Annotated in this window: 14 protein-coding genes; 5 read left to right on the forward strand and 9 right to left on the reverse strand. The window is 58.2% G+C overall.

Features of this window, described 5'->3' with window-relative positions:
- Nucleotides 1-40: 40 nt before the first annotated feature.
- From KGD89_RS15160 to KGD89_RS15185, 6 genes are all read right to left on the reverse strand, one after another.
- On the reverse strand, nt 41-895 hold the full coding sequence (locus KGD89_RS15160; RefSeq protein ID WP_025260613.1) for an alpha/beta hydrolase: 855 nt from the start codon (nt 893-895) through the stop codon (nt 41-43).
- The gene (locus tag KGD89_RS15165; RefSeq protein WP_025260614.1) at nt 892-1,701 is read right to left on the reverse strand and encodes an alpha/beta fold hydrolase; all 810 of its coding nucleotides are present in this window, start codon (nt 1,699-1,701) and stop codon (nt 892-894) included. The genes KGD89_RS15160 and KGD89_RS15165 overlap by 4 nt, the downstream gene beginning before the upstream one ends.
- A 121-nt stretch (nt 1,702-1,822) precedes the next feature.
- Complete coding sequence (locus KGD89_RS15170; protein ID WP_025260615.1) at nt 1,823-2,266, reverse strand: hotdog fold thioesterase; 444 nt, start codon at nt 2,264-2,266, stop codon at nt 1,823-1,825.
- Nucleotides 2,267-2,399: 133 nt separating this feature from the next.
- On the reverse strand, nt 2,400-2,855 hold the full coding sequence (gene sixA / locus KGD89_RS15175) for a phosphohistidine phosphatase SixA (RefSeq protein WP_025260616.1): 456 nt from the start codon (nt 2,853-2,855) through the stop codon (nt 2,400-2,402).
- The gene (locus KGD89_RS15180) at nt 2,852-3,142 is read right to left on the reverse strand and encodes a DUF4389 domain-containing protein (protein ID WP_232924438.1); all 291 of its coding nucleotides are present in this window, start codon (nt 3,140-3,142) and stop codon (nt 2,852-2,854) included. The genes sixA and KGD89_RS15180 overlap by 4 nt, the downstream gene beginning before the upstream one ends.
- A gap of 79 nt (nt 3,143-3,221) precedes the next feature.
- Complete coding sequence (locus KGD89_RS15185; RefSeq protein WP_025260618.1) at nt 3,222-4,247, reverse strand: NAD(P)H-dependent glycerol-3-phosphate dehydrogenase; 1,026 nt, start codon at nt 4,245-4,247, stop codon at nt 3,222-3,224.
- Between the two features lie 305 nt (nt 4,248-4,552).
- Between KGD89_RS15185 and KGD89_RS15190 the strand changes: the two genes are divergently transcribed.
- The 4 genes from KGD89_RS15190 to KGD89_RS15205 all read left to right on the forward strand — a co-directional run bounded on the left by KGD89_RS15190 (nt 4,553) and on the right by KGD89_RS15205 (nt 9,377).
- The gene (locus KGD89_RS15190; RefSeq protein ID WP_025260619.1) at nt 4,553-6,454 is read left to right on the forward strand and encodes an ATP-binding protein; all 1,902 of its coding nucleotides are present in this window, start codon (nt 4,553-4,555) and stop codon (nt 6,452-6,454) included.
- A 222-nt stretch (nt 6,455-6,676) separates the two neighbouring features.
- A complete protein-coding gene (gene fabA / locus KGD89_RS15195; RefSeq protein ID WP_025260620.1) occupies nt 6,677-7,192 on the forward strand; it encodes a 3-hydroxyacyl-[acyl-carrier-protein] dehydratase FabA in 516 nt (171 codons plus the stop codon).
- 10 nt (nt 7,193-7,202) lie between these two features.
- Nucleotides 7,203-8,423: a beta-ketoacyl-ACP synthase I gene (gene fabB, locus KGD89_RS15200; RefSeq protein ID WP_025260621.1), complete on the forward strand. Its 1,221-nt coding sequence runs from the start codon at nt 7,203-7,205 to the stop codon at nt 8,421-8,423.
- 99 nt (nt 8,424-8,522) lie between these two features.
- A complete protein-coding gene (locus tag KGD89_RS15205; RefSeq protein WP_025260622.1) occupies nt 8,523-9,377 on the forward strand; it encodes a pirin family protein in 855 nt (284 codons plus the stop codon).
- A gap of 71 nt (nt 9,378-9,448) precedes the next feature.
- On the opposite strand, the gene KGD89_RS15210 is transcribed toward KGD89_RS15205, so the two are convergent.
- Together KGD89_RS15210 and htpG are read right to left on the reverse strand one after the other, a co-directional pair.
- Nucleotides 9,449-10,177, reverse strand: a complete 729-nt coding sequence (locus tag KGD89_RS15210) for a dienelactone hydrolase family protein (protein WP_025260623.1) — start codon at nt 10,175-10,177, stop codon at nt 9,449-9,451.
- 82 nt (nt 10,178-10,259) lie between these two features.
- Nucleotides 10,260-12,167 carry a molecular chaperone HtpG gene (gene htpG / locus KGD89_RS15215; RefSeq protein WP_025260624.1) on the reverse strand — a complete coding sequence of 636 codons (1,908 nt, stop codon included), beginning with the start codon at nt 12,165-12,167 and terminating at the stop codon, nt 10,260-10,262.
- 356 nt (nt 12,168-12,523) lie between these two features.
- Here htpG and KGD89_RS15220 point away from each other — a divergent pair, with 356 nt between their 5' ends.
- Nucleotides 12,524-12,781 carry a hypothetical protein gene (locus tag KGD89_RS15220; RefSeq protein WP_025260626.1) on the forward strand — a complete coding sequence of 86 codons (258 nt, stop codon included), beginning with the start codon at nt 12,524-12,526 and terminating at the stop codon, nt 12,779-12,781.
- Nucleotides 12,782-12,890: 109 nt separating this feature from the next.
- Here the strand turns inward: KGD89_RS15220 and brnQ are convergent, their stop codons facing one another.
- A complete protein-coding gene (gene brnQ / locus KGD89_RS15225; protein ID WP_025260627.1) occupies nt 12,891-14,204 on the reverse strand; it encodes a branched-chain amino acid transport system II carrier protein in 1,314 nt (437 codons plus the stop codon).
- Between the last annotated feature and the right edge of the window lie 269 nt (nt 14,205-14,473).

Genomic DNA, 14,473 nt, shown 5'->3' on the forward strand with positions numbered 1-14,473 from the left:
TGTTTCGATCCTTGCAGCGTCGACAGTTGCCTGATGCAAGTCAAGGCGCAGCGAAGAAGCGATTGAAACAGTCTGCAACAGAGCCTGCGCCCTCTTCGTCATTCAAGTGCAGATGATGCCCGCCAGGCAAGCTCTTGACCTGAAATGGCAGCCCTGACAACAGTTCCCGATTTCGGGCCAGCATTCCGTCTTCAGCCATTACCAATTGTGTCGGACACTTGATTCCAGCGACAAAGTTCATGGCCTTCTGGTGACTGAAGCGCATGGCCGAGGGCAAGGTCAGGCGACTGTCGCTGCGCCAGGTGTAACCGCCGGGCACCGGCATCAGTCCACGCTGGGCCAGCAATTGCGCCGCTTCACGACTGACGGCCACCATGCCTTTCATACGCACCTCTACTGCGCGGTCCTGATCCGGATACACCGGCTTTTGCTTGCCGGGCAAGGCCAGTTGCGCCTCGATGGCCATGCGCATGCGATTCACTGCCTCATCGGCTTCGCCGGTCAGCGGCAGCAACCCGTCGATCAGGGCCAGACGCTGCACTCGTTCAGGCATCGAAGCCGCCAGAATCACCGAAATGATTGCCCCCAACGAATGCCCCAGCAGGGAAAAGCGCTGCCAGCCCAACTGCTCAGCCACCTGCAGCACATCAACTACATAATCAGCCAGATTGTAGCTCGCCCCTGCCGGACGATGATCGGAGTGACCATGGCCTGCCAGGTCCAGCGCCACGATGCGCAGGCCTTCAAGCCGCGGTGCGAGCCGGGCAAAGCTGTTGGCGTTATCGAGCCAGCCGTGCAAGGCGATCACCGGCTGCCCGTCTTCAGGTCCGAACAGATGAGCGGCCAGTTCGATATGCCCCAGACTCAGGCGAACTTCTTCTACTGCATGGCTCATGGGCCAGTGACCTCAATGCGTCGGGCGTCCCAACGGGTAAACAATGACTTGAGCATCTGCGCTGTTTCGGTGGGCCGCTCCAGGGGAAACATGTGCCCACCTGGCATCGACAGGTATTCACCGTCCCGCAGACGCCTGGCCTGATAACCATGATGAGGCAATACCACCCGGCTGTGCTTGCCGCGCACCATGGCCAGTGGCACGCTGAGTTGTCGTGACGGCTTGGGGCTGGTGTGCGGAATACTGCGATAGATGCTGATTTCCGTGGCCGCATCGAAACGTAGACGCAACTGTTCGCCATCGGCTTGCAGGCCATGCTGCAGATAGGCATCGAAACAGTCCGGATCGAAACGGCGGAACAGCGTCTTGCTGGCGAAATAATCACGGGCTGCTTCAGCATTGCTGAACGCTTCGCGACGCCCCAGGGTACGGCCTGCGGGCGTGATGCGATCGATGAAACCGAAACGCTTGGCGGCGCGAATCATCCATTGATCCACCAGGCTCAGGACCGGCGAATCGAGCATCACCACACCTCGATACAACTCCGGGCAGCGCAATGCCGCATGAAAGTGCAGCACACCACCCAGTGAATGCCCGACACCCCAGACTGGCGCCGGTTGTTCGCGCAAATGGTGGATCAGTTCATCCACCAGATTCAGCCAGTTGTCATCGACCGGGAAACGAGGGTCGTGGGCATGCTGTTCCAGATGGGCAACCGAGTACTCCGGTGCCAGCGCGGAGAACAACTTGCCGTAGGTCGCCGACGGAAAACCGTTGGCGTGAGCAAAGAAGATATGTTGCGACATGCCGACGCACTCGATGGCCGAATCTGTGGCGATTGTGCGCACCCCGCCAGGGCTACGGCAACGATTGGAAGTGCCATCGAAGGTGACACTCCGGCCATAAAATTGGCCGGAGTGTCGGCATTCAACGTGCAGGCGGTTCCTGTCCATGGGGAACGACCGCGACGGTCAGGCGGGAGATGCAGCACAGCTTGCCCTCCTCGTTGCTGATGCGGATATCCCAGACATGGGTCGTGCGACCGAGATGAACAGGACGTACTACGCCCGTTACACGGCCACTTCGCACGCCACGCAGGTGGTTGGCGTTGACCTCCTGCCCCACGCAAAAGAACTTGCTGCTGTCGACCACCAGAAAACTGGCCATGGACCCAAGGGATTCCGCCAGCACCACCGACGCCCCGCCATGCAGCAGGCCGAAAGGCTGATGGGTACGCTGATCGACCACCATGCTGCCGGTCAGGGAATCTTCGGTAAACGAGTCGAGGCGAATATCCAGTACTTCGCCAATGGTGTTCTTCTGGCCTGCATTGAGGCTTTCGAGATTGGGGGTTTCACGCCATATGGTCATGCCTGATCCTTTTTATAGATGCACTCAATCATGCTGTAGGTACCGTCTTTGCCCCGCCGCAAGCACGCTCCCTCCTGCAACTCCGTGGGAGGAAGCGTGCTTGCGACGGCGGTAAGAACCACACAGCCGTAATTCAAACGTGGCGGACACTCAACAGTGTCATGCCGCCAGCCGTTGCAAATTCGCCTTCCAGCTCGGCAAGGCTGGCGGTGCTCATGGGTTGGGCATGTTGATAGCTGCCGTGCGCCAGCAAACCGATCAAGGCGCCAACCAGAGGCTGATGACTGACCAACAGGACGTCATCGTCAGCCTGAAGATCAAGGTGACTCAGGACCTGACGGGGATCGCTGTCGGGTGTCAGCCAGGGCACGGTCACAATCGGCTCACTGAACCCTAGCGCATGACGAACCAGCTCGGCAGTCTGTTGCGCCCGCACGTAAGGGCTGGCCACGATTCGTTGCAGCGGCTTGCCTTGCAGATGCGCAGCGCTCTTTAGCACCTCTTCGCGGCCATGGGCGGTCAGCTCACGCTCAGCATCGCTGCGCGCCCGGGATTGCGCCTCTCCATGGCGCAGTACCCAGACCTTCACAGTTTTGGCTCTTCATCACGCACCGGATGCGGTGCAGGATCGACACGATGCGCAGCCTCGCCATCCGGAGCACGCGGCGTCGGCCAGTCGGCGAATGGCCAGGGCTTCTGGTCGCTGTGAAAGGTCCCGAAACGGCCGATCTGCGCCAGAAACTGGCTCAGGCTGTCACCGAAGTTCATCAGGCTGCCACTGGGTGCGCCATAAATCAGGCGATAGACCAACTGCACCAGCACGACACCTGCCAGGACAATCTCCGCGACCTGCCAGGCGATGACGAATAGCAGCATCCACAGAATGCGCAACAGAATCGACTCGTTCTTCTGGATTTTGGATTCGTTCAAGCTCTTCTCCCTGATGAAATGGAATTCAGTTGAAACCCGTGGTGGAAATGAAATCGACGTCTGTCTTGGGCTCTGCGCGCATCAGCGCTTCGATGACCTGATTGAGCGTACGACCTTCAAAAAGAATTGCATGCAGGCCCGCGACCAACGGCATATAGACCTGAACCTGCTGCGCCTTGACCTTGAGCACCTTGAGGGTGTTCACGCCCTCGGCCACTTCACCCAGCCGGCTCACCGCTTCGTCCAGAGTCAACCCCTGGCCCAGAGCGAAACCCACCTGATAGTTACGGCTCTTGGGCGAGGAACAGGTCACGATCAGGTCGCCGACACCGGCAAGTCCCAGAAACGTCATGGGGTTCGCACCCTGGCTGACCGCAAAGCGGGTCATTTCGGCCAGTGCGCGGGTAATCAGCATGCTCTTGGTGTTTTCCCCCATGCCCAGCGCCACGGCCATGCCGGCAATGATTGCATAGACATTCTTGAGGGCGCCGCCCAGCTCCACACCGAAGCGGTCGTTACTGGCATAGACCCGAAAGGTACGACCATGCAACGCCGCCTGAACCCGCTGGCACAGTTCTTCGTCTTCACTGGCGACCACCGTCGCAGTCAGCGCATCTTCGGCGATTTCCCGGGCCAGGTTTGGACCGGACAACACACCGATGCGGGCATCGGGAACGATTTCTTCGAGAATCTGGCTCATCAGCTTGAACGTCTGGGCCTCGATGCCCTTGGTCAGGCTCACCAGCATCTTGCCGTTCAAACGCTCGACATGGGGCGCCAGCACGGTACGCAAGGCACTTGAAGGCAGCGCGACGAAAATCAGCTCGCACGCTTCGACGGTTGCAGTGAGATCGGTGACAGGCTCGACTTCAGGCCTGACCTTTATGCCCTTCAGGTAACGAGGGTTTTCACGGTTGTCGCGAATCGCTTGGGCCTGCTCCGGGTCGCGCATCCACTGGCGCACCTGATGACCGTTCTGTGCCAACAGGTTTGCAATGGCAGTGCCGAAGCTGCCGCCACCAAGAACCGCTACAGGTTGCTGTGTGGTCATAAACCAATCCATCCAGGGCCATTCAACTGGCGATGACGCATTATACGGAGCGCTGACGCATCGGCCAGCGACAAACGTTTTCAGAAACACCATCAATCATTGACCTGAGCACATTGAAGTCACACAAGTTCCATGGAAATCGCTGTCATCTCGGTTAACATGCGCCGATGCAGCATGGATTATCGTGGCAAACGGCTTTTATGCTGTGCCGATGCAAATGCTATGACCCGAACCACAGAGCGCAGAAGCATGGACGCCACACTCCACTTCCTGGATTGCCACACGGCCCAGAAGGCACGCAGCCAATGAAACTGCGTCACTGGGACATCAACACCCGTACCCAGATCATCAGCCTGGGCCCTGCACTGATCCTGACATTCCTGCTGGTCAGCTTCTTTACCTTCGTGCGGATTCAGGACCTGCGTCAGGAACTCAATCATATCGGGCAACTGATCGCCAACCAGTTGGCGCCTGCGTCGGAAACCGGGGTCATTCTCGGGGATCTCGAAACCCTCAAGAGCCTGATGCGCGCAACCCTGTCCATGCCCAATGTCCGCTATGTGGAAATTCAGGACAGCGACAACAACGTACTGATTTACATCGAACAGCCACACCAGAGCGCCAACCACTCCTTGCAGACGGAAACCTTCCAGGCGCCCATCCACTCGCAACATGCGAGCGTGAACCACAATATTGCGACCTCTGAAAGCTATCTGGGCCGAGTGCTGGTGGGCATGTCCAGCGAGGCGTTCAGCCAGCGCCAGCAGGAGATCCTGCTCAAGGCCGGTATACTGGCGCTGTTCGCCCTTCTGTTTACCTTTCTGCTGGCCAGGCGGCTGGCCCTGAGCCTGTCGCAACCGATCAGCGACATGGGGGAAGCCCTCAAGGCAATTCAACAGGGCGACTACCACACGCCTCTGCCCGTCAGTGACGATGCCGAGCTGGGTGCGCTGGCCAGACACATCAACAACCTGGCCTTTAACCTGGACAAGGCGAGTACCGAGCAACAACGCTCCATGGCCCAGTTGATCCAGACCCGGGAAGAAGCCGAACAGGCCAACCGGGCCAAATCGGACTTTCTGGCGATGATGAGCCATGAACTGCGCACCCCCATGAATGGCGTGCTGGGCATGCTGCAATTGATGGAAACCACCCGCATGACCGATGAGCAGGCCGAATATTCGGCGCTGGCTACCGAGTCCACAGAACATCTGCTGCGGGTCATCAATGACATCCTCGACTTCTCCCGTATCGAACGCGACGCCCTGCAGATCGAAGGCATCACCTTCAACCTCGCCGAGCTGGTCAACGCCTCGATCCAGGCCTTCATCCATAGCGCCCAGCAACGCAACCTGCTGCTGGAGCGGCAGATACAGCCAGGCCTGGAGTCGCTGAATGTCGTGGGCGATCCCACCCGGATCCGACAAATTCTGGTCAATCTCATTGGCAACGCCCTGAAATTCACCGAAGTCGGCAGCGTACGCATTGAAGTGAGCTGGGAAAACCTGGGCAACGATCAGGTGCGCTTCATATGCACCGTGCGCGACAGCGGGATCGGCATTCATGCGGACCGGCTGGAGTCCATGTTCGATGCCTTCAAGCAGGCCGACAGCTCCATTTCCCGGCGCTATGGTGGCACCGGGCTGGGCCTGCCGATTGCCCGCACACTTGCCGAGCGCATGGGCGGCACTCTGCAGGCACAGAGCGAAGAAGGCACAGGTTCCATCTTCACCCTGCAGATCCCTTTGCCGCTGTGCAGCAAGACGGCCACTGCCAAAGCGCCACCACTGCCGGGTATCGACTCCTGCAACAAGGAACGCTGTGTATTGCTGGTGGAGGACAACCCGGTTAACCGCACCGTGGTCACGGCCATGCTGCACAACATGGGCTGCAAGGTGGATGTCGCGCTCGACGGCGCACAGGCCGTCATCAAGGCCGCCGCAGGAAATTACGCGCTGATTCTCATGGATTGCCGACTGCCGGTCATGGATGGTTATGAAGCAACCCGGCGAATCCGGCAACTTTCGGGGCTCGGCGAGTTGCCGATCATCGCGCTGACAGCTAATGTCCTGCAGGGTGATCGTGACGCCTGTTTACAGGCGGGCATGAACGACTATCTGGCAAAACCCTTCAAACATACTGATTTACAGCAGATTTTACAGCGTTGGCTATCCTTTCGAGCGGCTGCGACTGGCGATAAATGCTAAATTGCGGCAGTCTTGTGGATCGAACCGCCCAATGATATCGGTCGGATGACGTATTTCAGTGCACAGGTGTACTTTGATTTTCCCTTGCGCTGTGACTTTCACTTCAACGCAACAGTCTATGAGTAGGCTGCCGGACAGAGTCCTGGCGAATTAGTCCGCCAGGACTGGCGATAGGGCCAGTGGCGCCCCATCTTGCCGCACAAAGATTATTGAGGAGCTCGCATGACCAAACAACACGCCTTTACCCGGGAAGACCTGCTGCGCTGCAGTCGCGGCGAGCTGTTCGGACCAGGTAACGCGCAACTGCCTGCCCCCAACATGCTGATGGTTGATCGCATCACCCACATCAGCGAAGAGGGCGGCAAGTACGGTAAAGGTGAATTGGTCGCTGAACTGGATATCAATCCAGACCTGTGGTTCTTCGCCTGTCACTTCGAAGGCGACCCGGTAATGCCAGGCTGCCTGGGCCTCGATGCCATGTGGCAACTGGTCGGTTTCTTCCTGGGCTGGCAAGGTCTGCCAGGCCGTGGTCGTGCACTGGGCTCGGGCGAAGTGAAGTTCTTCGGCCAGGTTCTGCCAAGCGCCAAGAAAGTCACCTACAACATCCAGATCAAGCGCGTCCTCAAAGGCAAGCTGAACCTGGCTATCGCCGATGGCTCGGTTACTGTCGACGGGCGCGAGATCTACACCGCCGAAGGCCTGCGGGTCGGCGTCTTCACTTCCACTGAAAACTTCTAAGGGTAATCGCATGCGCCGCGTCGTTATCACTGGTCTGGGCATTGTTTCCTGCTTGGGCAATGACAAAGAGACCGTCACCGCCAACCTGCGTGCCAACCGCCCTGGCATCCGGTTCAATCCGGAATATGCCGAAATGGGTCTGCGCAGCCAGGTTTCCGGTTCCATCGACCTCAACCTCGAAGAACTGATCGATCGCAAGATCTACCGTTTCGTCGGCCACGCGGCAGCTTATGCCTACCTGGCGATGAAAGACGCCATTGCCGATTCCGGCCTGAGCGAAGATCAAGTCTCCAACGTGCGCACCGGCCTGATCGCTGGTAGCGGCGGCGCCTCCACGCTGAACCAGATGGAAGCACTGGACACTCTGCGCGAGAAAGGCGTCAAGCGTGTCGGCCCTTACCGCGTCACCCGGACCATGGGTAGCACCGTTTCGGCGTGCCTGGCCACTCCGTTCAAGATCAAGGGCGTGAACTACTCCATCTCGTCCGCCTGCGCCACCAGCGCCCACTGCATCGGTAACGCAGTCGAGCAGATCCAGCTGGGCAAACAGGACATCGTTTTTGCTGGCGGCGGCGAAGAAGAGCACTGGACCCAGTCGTTCCTGTTCGACGCCATGGGCGCTCTGTCCACCCAGTACAACGAAACCCCGGAAAAAGCCTCCCGCGCCTACGACGCCAAGCGTGACGGTTTCGTCATCGCCGGCGGTGGCGGCATGGTAGTTGTCGAAGAGCTGGAACACGCTCTGGCACGCGGCGCCAAGATCTACGCTGAAATCGTTGGCTACGGCGCGACTTCCGATGGCTACGACATGGTTGCTCCAAGTGGCGAAGGCGCCATCCGCTGCATGCAGATGGCTCTGTCCACCGTTGACGGCAAGATCGACTACCTCAACACCCACGGCACCTCGACTCCGGTCGGCGATGCCAAGGAAATGGAAGGTGTTCGTGAAGTCTTCGGCACCGACGCTCCAGCGATCAGCTCGACCAAGAGCCTGTCCGGTCACTCCCTGGGCGCTGCTGGCGTTCACGAAGCGATCTACTGCCTGCTGATGATGGAAAACAACTTCATCGCCGGTTCCGCTAACATCGACGAGCTGGACCCGGTTGTCGCCGACATGCCGATCCTGCTCAAGACTCGCGAAGATGCCAAGCTCGATCTGGTCATGAGCAACAGCTTCGGCTTTGGTGGCACCAACGCCACTCTGGTCATGAAGCGCTGGCAGGGCAAGTAATACGCCCATCGCCACGTGATAGAAAAGGCGCCTTTCGAGGCGCCTTTTTCATGTCTGCGATATGCTTGGGCATTGCCCCGCTCAGCAGAGACAAGCCCCATGCTCACCATCAAGCCACGCGCCGAAGACGTGGAAGGCCAACCGATCTTGCGCCCCCTGCCCTCCGCCAGATGCAGAAGCGTCGGCCCCTTCGTATTTTTCGATCACATGCTGGAAACCGATTACGCGCCCGGCAGCGGCATGGATATTCGCCAGCATCCGCATATCGGCCTGTCGACCCTGACCTATCTGCTTGAAGGCCAGCTACAGCACAAGGACAGCCTGGGCAGCGACCAGCTGGTGGGCCCCGGTGACGTCAGCTGGATGACCTCGGGCAACGCCATCGCCCATATCGAGCGCACTCCTCCCCCGCTTCTCGCCAGCGGCTCGCGCCTGCATGGCTTGCAAGTCTGGCTGGCATCACCCAAGGAACATGAACAGGGAAATGGCCAGTATGGCTATCACCCGGCGCAGAGCCTGCCTTGCAGCGAGACGCCGGGAATCCGCATCCGCATGATCGCGGGCAACGGCTTTTGCCTGACCTCTCCTGTAGAAGTGCTTTCACCGACCCTGTACGCCGAACTGCATCTGCAGACAGCCACGACATTGCAGATCCCTACCGAACACGAGGAACGAGCCCTGTATGTGCTGGAGGGAGAAGCATCGCTGGATGGCGAGCCTGTCACAGCACGAACCCTGGTGGTGCTGGACCCAGGCCAGACGGTGAACCTCTGCGCAGATAGTGACTGCCATGCCGTACTGATCGGAGGCTCACCACTGGACGGCCCGCGTCGCATGAACTGGAATTTCGTGGCCAGCGACAAGGCCCTGATAGAACAGGCAAAAGCTCGTTGGGCCAGCGGAGACTGGCCGACGGTGCCGGGGGAAGTTGGCAGGATTGAACTGCCTGAATGAGGTTCGCGACTGAAGTCGCTCCTACGCAATCGGGTAAGAGCGAATTTATTCGCGAAAAAGCCCTTTATGACTTAACCGAACACTTCATCCAGCAAGTTATGCATGGTCGTAAACGCACGCTTCGAGACTTTGGCGTCGTACATCATCATGCCGGGCACGTTGGCGCCTGGATCGGTGAACGAGTGGAAGGCACCGCCGTAGCTGTGCAACTGCCAATCCACGCCTGCCGCATTCATTTCTTCCTCGAAGGCTGGCAATTGCTCTTTGGCCACCAACGGGTCGGAAGCACCGTGCAATACCAATACCGCGCCCTTAATGTTGTTCGCATCGGCAGGGTTCGGGGTATCCAGGGTGCCGTGGAAGGAGATGGCCGCTTTCAGTTCTGCACCAGTACGCGCCAGCTCAAGGGAGCAGCAGCCACCAAAGCAGAAGCCGAAGGTTGCGATACGGCTCTTATCCAGCGAGACATCGCCCTGGGCCAGCAAATGGTCGAGAGCGACCTGCATGCGTTTGCGCAGCAAGGCACGGTCATTCTTGAGCGGCGTCATGGCGGCGCCCGCCTCGTCATTGTTGGACGGACGAATGCTCTGACCATACAGGTCGGCCAGCAAGACGATATAGCCCTGTTCGGCAACCGACCTGGCGATGGTTTCAGCGCCCTGGCTGACGCCCATCCAGTTGGGGGCCATCAATAATCCCGGACGCGCAGAGGTTGCAGCCGCGTCGTACACCAGACGGCTTTCATAAGGCTGGCCATCGATCTGATAAACCACGGAACGGACAGTAATAGTGCTGCTCATTGCTGACTCCTGCTCATTAAGGGGAAGTGATAAACCGTAAAATCAGAAAACCCGCCGAAGCGGGTTTTCTTTCAACCGGTGATCAAACCGACAGTTCGACCAGCAACTTGTTCAGACGGCGCACGTAGGCAGCCGGATCTTTCAAGCTGTCACCTGCGGCCAGGGCCGCCTGATCGAACAGAATGTGCGACAAGTCGCCGAAACGCTCTTCGCTCTGCTCTTGATCGAGCTTGCCGATCAGAGGGTGAGACGGATTGAACTCGAAGATCGGCTTGGAATCCGGGACCTTCTGGCCGCTGGCTTCCAGGATCTGACGCATTTGCAGACCCAGGTCCTGCTCGCCGATGGCCAGAATCGCCGGAGAGTCGGTCAAGCGATGGGAAACCCGGACTTCGCTCACGGACTCGCCCAGGGCAGCCTTGAGGCGTTCGATCAGGCCTTCCTTCTCCTTGGCGATCTCTTCCTGAGCCTTCTTGTCCTCTTCGGAATCAAGCTTGCCCAGATCCAGGTCACCACGCGCTACATCGACAAAACCCTTGCCATCGAAATCGCTCAGGTAGCTCATCAGCCACTCGTCGATACGATCGGTCAGCAACAACACTTCGATGCCTTTCTTGCGGAAGACTTCCAGGTGCGGGCTGTTCTTGACCTGAGCGTAGGACTCACCGGTGAGGTAGTAAATCTTGTCCTGACCTTCCTTGGCGCGAGCCAGGTATTCGGTCAGGGAAACACTCTGCTCGCCGCTGTCGTCGTTGGTGGACGCGAAACGCAGCAGGCCGGCGATTTTTTCCTTGTTGGCGAAGTCTTCAGCCGGCCCTTCTTTCAGCACTTGACCAAAGTTCTTCCAGAAGCCCTTGTATTGCTCAGGCTCGTTCTTGGCCAGTTTTTCCAGCATGTCCAGCACGCGCTTGGTCAGCGCGGACTTCATCGAATCGATGATCGGATCTTTCTGCAGGATTTCACGGGAAACGTTCAGCGACAGGTCATTGGAGTCGACCACGCCCTTGATGAAGCGCAGGTACAAGGGCAGGAAGGACTCGGCCTGATCCATGACGAATACGCGCTGCACATACAGCTTCAGGCCGCGAGGCGCTTCACGCTGGTACAGATCGAACGGAGCACGCGCCGGGACGTACAGCAGCGAGGTGTATTCCAGCTTGCCTTCGACCTTGTTGTGGCTCCAGCTCAGCGGGTTCTCGTAGTCGTGACCAACGTGCTTGTAGAACTCCTGGTATTCCTCGTCCTTCACCTCGGAGCGAGAACGTGTCCAGAGCGCGCTGGCGCGGTTGACGGTTTCCCACTCAAGCTCAGGAGCCTCTTCGCCTTCAGCGGCAGCAGCCTGCTCTTTAGGCAGCTCGATCGGCAGGGCGATATGGTCGGAATACTTCTTGATGATGTTGCGCAGACGATAACCATCGGCGAACTCGTCTTCACCGCTTTTCAAGTGCAGAACGATACGGGTACCGCGCTCGGCCTTCTCGATGGTGGCAACTTCAAACTCGCCCTCGCCTTTGGAGGACCAGTGCACGCCTTCGCTCGCTGGCAAGCCTGCACGGCGGCTGAATACTTCAACCTGATCGGCAACGATGAATGCCGAGTAGAAACCTACACCGAACTGGCCGATCAGGTGCGAGTCCTTCTTCTGGTCGCCCGACAGGTTTTTCATGAAATCTGCGGTACCGGATTTGGCGATGGTACCCAGGTGGGTAATCACATCGTCACGGCTCATACCGATGCCGTTGTCTTCGAGGGTGACGGTCTTGGCGTCCTTGTCGAAGGTCACGCGAATCTTCAGCTCAGAGCCGCCTTCCAGCAACTCCGGACGGGACAGGGCTTCAAAACGCAGCTTGTCGACCGCGTCGGAGGCGTTGGAGATCAATTCGCGAAGGAAGATTTCCTTGTTTGAATACAGCGAATGGATCATGAGGTGCAGCAGTTGCTTTACCTCGGTCTGGAAGCCCAGGGTTTCCTTTTGAGTTTCCACACTCATGGTCATCAAACTCCAAGTGGATGATATAAGCCGCCACATCCAGACCAAGGCCTGCGTGGCAGCGGGTAGTCATCAAAGTGGGGGCTGGAGGCAGGATTTCAAGAGCGCAAAAACATCAACGGCAATTCTTCTCTACGAAGACGTCCTTGCAAAAGCGTCGATGCAAGGTGTGGACAGCCGGCCGTCTCATCGGCAAGACAGCCACCTCGGCCAATGCAATCCCGGCTCGTCGACAGCGAATTCGTGCCTGTAAGGGAGACGGAACAGGTGCATTGGATATTCCGATAATCCGTTGGAACTTAACTTACACGCCTGTGCTCTGAGGCAAGTAGTTAATCAATAAGGAGAAATACCCCATGCGTAAATCTTTAGCCTATGCCTTGATGCTTTCTGCCACCCTGGGTCTTGCCGCCTGCGACAAAAAATCCGAAAACACTCAGCAAGAAGCCAACAAGGCAGCTCAACAATCCCAGGAGTCGATGGAGAAGGCTCAGGAAAAAGTGAATGATGCGGCCAAGGAAAGCCAGGAAGCTGCCCAGAAAAATGCGGAAGCCGCACAACAGCGCGCCACTGAAGCTCCTGCCCAGACGCCAGAGACAGCACCAGCCAAATAAGGCACGCCCGAGGGTCTCCAATAGAAACAATAAAGCCCGTTATTCAGCGGGCTTTATTGTGTGCGACTGTAAAACAGTCATTACACCAGCGTATTAACTCATTACAGCATCATGCCAACGCTTCACTGCGCTTGCCGGCGATGCGATCGAATACCACAGCACCGAACAGGGTAATCACCGAAGGCACCAGCCAGGCCAACCCCTGCTCGCTCAGCGGCAGATTTGCCAGTACACCTGGCAGATACTCGGCAAGTCCGGCCCCCTTGAGGGCATCGATAATACCGAACAGCAGGGAAACCAACATGACCGGAGCGATGACACGCCCCTGACTGTTCCATAGCCCTTTGCAGAAGCTCAGACCGACCAGCACGATGCAAGGCGGATAGATCGCCGTGAGCACCGGAATCGAGAACTGGATCAGATTGGTCAGGCCAAGGTTGGATACCAGCAGGGAAAACAGCGCAAGGATGATGACCAGCGTCTTGTAGGACAGCGGCAGAACGCGACTGAAATACTCGGCACAGGCACAGGTCAGACCCACGGCAGTCACCAGGCAAGCCAACGAAATCAGCACCGCCAGGAAACCACTGCCCAACGAGCCCGAGGTATGTTGCACATAAGCATGCAGCACAGCTGCACCATTGCTCGCACCCGCAGCCACCGCATGGCTGCCGGAACCCAGGCGGAACAGGCTGATGTACACCAGCGCCAGACCCACGCCAGCGATTAGACCGGCAATGATTGCGTAGCGGGTAATCAGACGTGGCGACTCGACGCCTCGCGAACGGATGGCATTGACGATGACGATGCCGAACACCAGGGCCCCAAGTGTATCCATGGTCAGGTAGCCATTGATGAAGCCCTGGGAAAAAGGTGCAGCTACATAGGCAGCCTCTGCTGGTCCGACATCACCCGCCGGAAGCATGAAGGCTGCAACACCGAGCACCGCCAGCGCGATGATCTTCAGAGGGCCCAGGAAACGGCCAACGGTATCCAGCAGACGACCCGGGTACATGGAAACCCAGAACACCACCAGGAAATAAACCAGACTGTAGAGGAACAGCGCCAGCGGGCTCTCCCCTGTCAGCGGCGCCAGACCGACTTCAAAGGACACAGTGGCGGTACGCGGGGTCGCGAAGAGCGGGCCGACAGCCAGATAACAGACCGCTGCCAGAATGCCGCCGGCAATTTTGCCGATGGGGCTGCTCAGGTCGTCCATGGCACCCCCGACCTTGGCCAGGGCAATGACGGTGACGACCGGCAAGCCTACAGCCGTGACCAGAAAGCCCAGCGCAGCCATCCACACATGGGGGCCGGCATGCAGGCCGACGATAGGCGGGAAGATGATATTACCGGCGCCCACAAACAGGGCGAATGTCATGAAACCCAGTGCCAGGACGTCCTGGCCTTTCAAAACGTTCATCGAGGAAAACCACACTGCCAAATCAGGATTAAAAGAGAGGATTCCCGAGGGTCTGGGAAACAATGCCTACCCTTTTAAGGCTGGCAATAGGCGCCAGGTTTCCTTGTGGGAAACGGACGACGCGAAAAGGTTGCTAGCCTAACGAAATGGGCAATAAAACGCACTAGAAAAGAGCGCAGGAGCGACGAGCCGCACTCGAATGTAGCGATTTACGACTCATTCGTGCATGAAACTCGCGAAAATGCCGATACACCCAAAAGGCATGCGTC

This window comes from Pseudomonas cichorii (genome assembly GCF_018343775.1).
GTDB classification, from domain to species: Bacteria; Pseudomonadota; Gammaproteobacteria; order Pseudomonadales; family Pseudomonadaceae; genus Aquipseudomonas; species Aquipseudomonas cichorii.

Coding starts and splice junctions, on each gene's coding strand:
- fabB (WP_025260621.1), top strand. CDS start 7,203: ATGCGCCGCGTCGTTATCACTGGTCTGGGCATTGTTTCCTGCTTGGGC.
- htpG (WP_025260624.1), bottom strand. CDS start 12,167: ATGAGTGTGGAAACTCAAAAGGAAACCCTGGGCTTCCAGACCGAGGTA.
- KGD89_RS15205 (WP_025260622.1), top strand. CDS start 8,523: ATGCTCACCATCAAGCCACGCGCCGAAGACGTGGAAGGCCAACCGATC.
- KGD89_RS15220 (WP_025260626.1), top strand. CDS start 12,524: ATGCGTAAATCTTTAGCCTATGCCTTGATGCTTTCTGCCACCCTGGGT.
- KGD89_RS15210 (WP_025260623.1), bottom strand. CDS start 10,177: ATGAGCAGCACTATTACTGTCCGTTCCGTGGTTTATCAGATCGATGGC.
- KGD89_RS15180 (WP_232924438.1), bottom strand. CDS start 3,142: ATGCTGCTATTCGTCATCGCCTGGCAGGTCGCGGAGATTGTCCTGGCA.
- KGD89_RS15190 (WP_025260619.1), top strand. CDS start 4,553: ATGAAACTGCGTCACTGGGACATCAACACCCGTACCCAGATCATCAGC.
- brnQ (WP_025260627.1), bottom strand. CDS start 14,204: ATGAACGTTTTGAAAGGCCAGGACGTCCTGGCACTGGGTTTCATGACA.
- KGD89_RS15170 (WP_025260615.1), bottom strand. CDS start 2,266: ATGACCATATGGCGTGAAACCCCCAATCTCGAAAGCCTCAATGCAGGC.
- KGD89_RS15185 (WP_025260618.1), bottom strand. CDS start 4,247: ATGACCACACAGCAACCTGTAGCGGTTCTTGGTGGCGGCAGCTTCGGC.
- KGD89_RS15165 (WP_025260614.1), bottom strand. CDS start 1,701: ATGTCGCAACATATCTTCTTTGCTCACGCCAACGGTTTTCCGTCGGCG.
- fabA (WP_025260620.1), top strand. CDS start 6,677: ATGACCAAACAACACGCCTTTACCCGGGAAGACCTGCTGCGCTGCAGT.
- KGD89_RS15160 (WP_025260613.1), bottom strand. CDS start 895: ATGAGCCATGCAGTAGAAGAAGTTCGCCTGAGTCTGGGGCATATCGAA.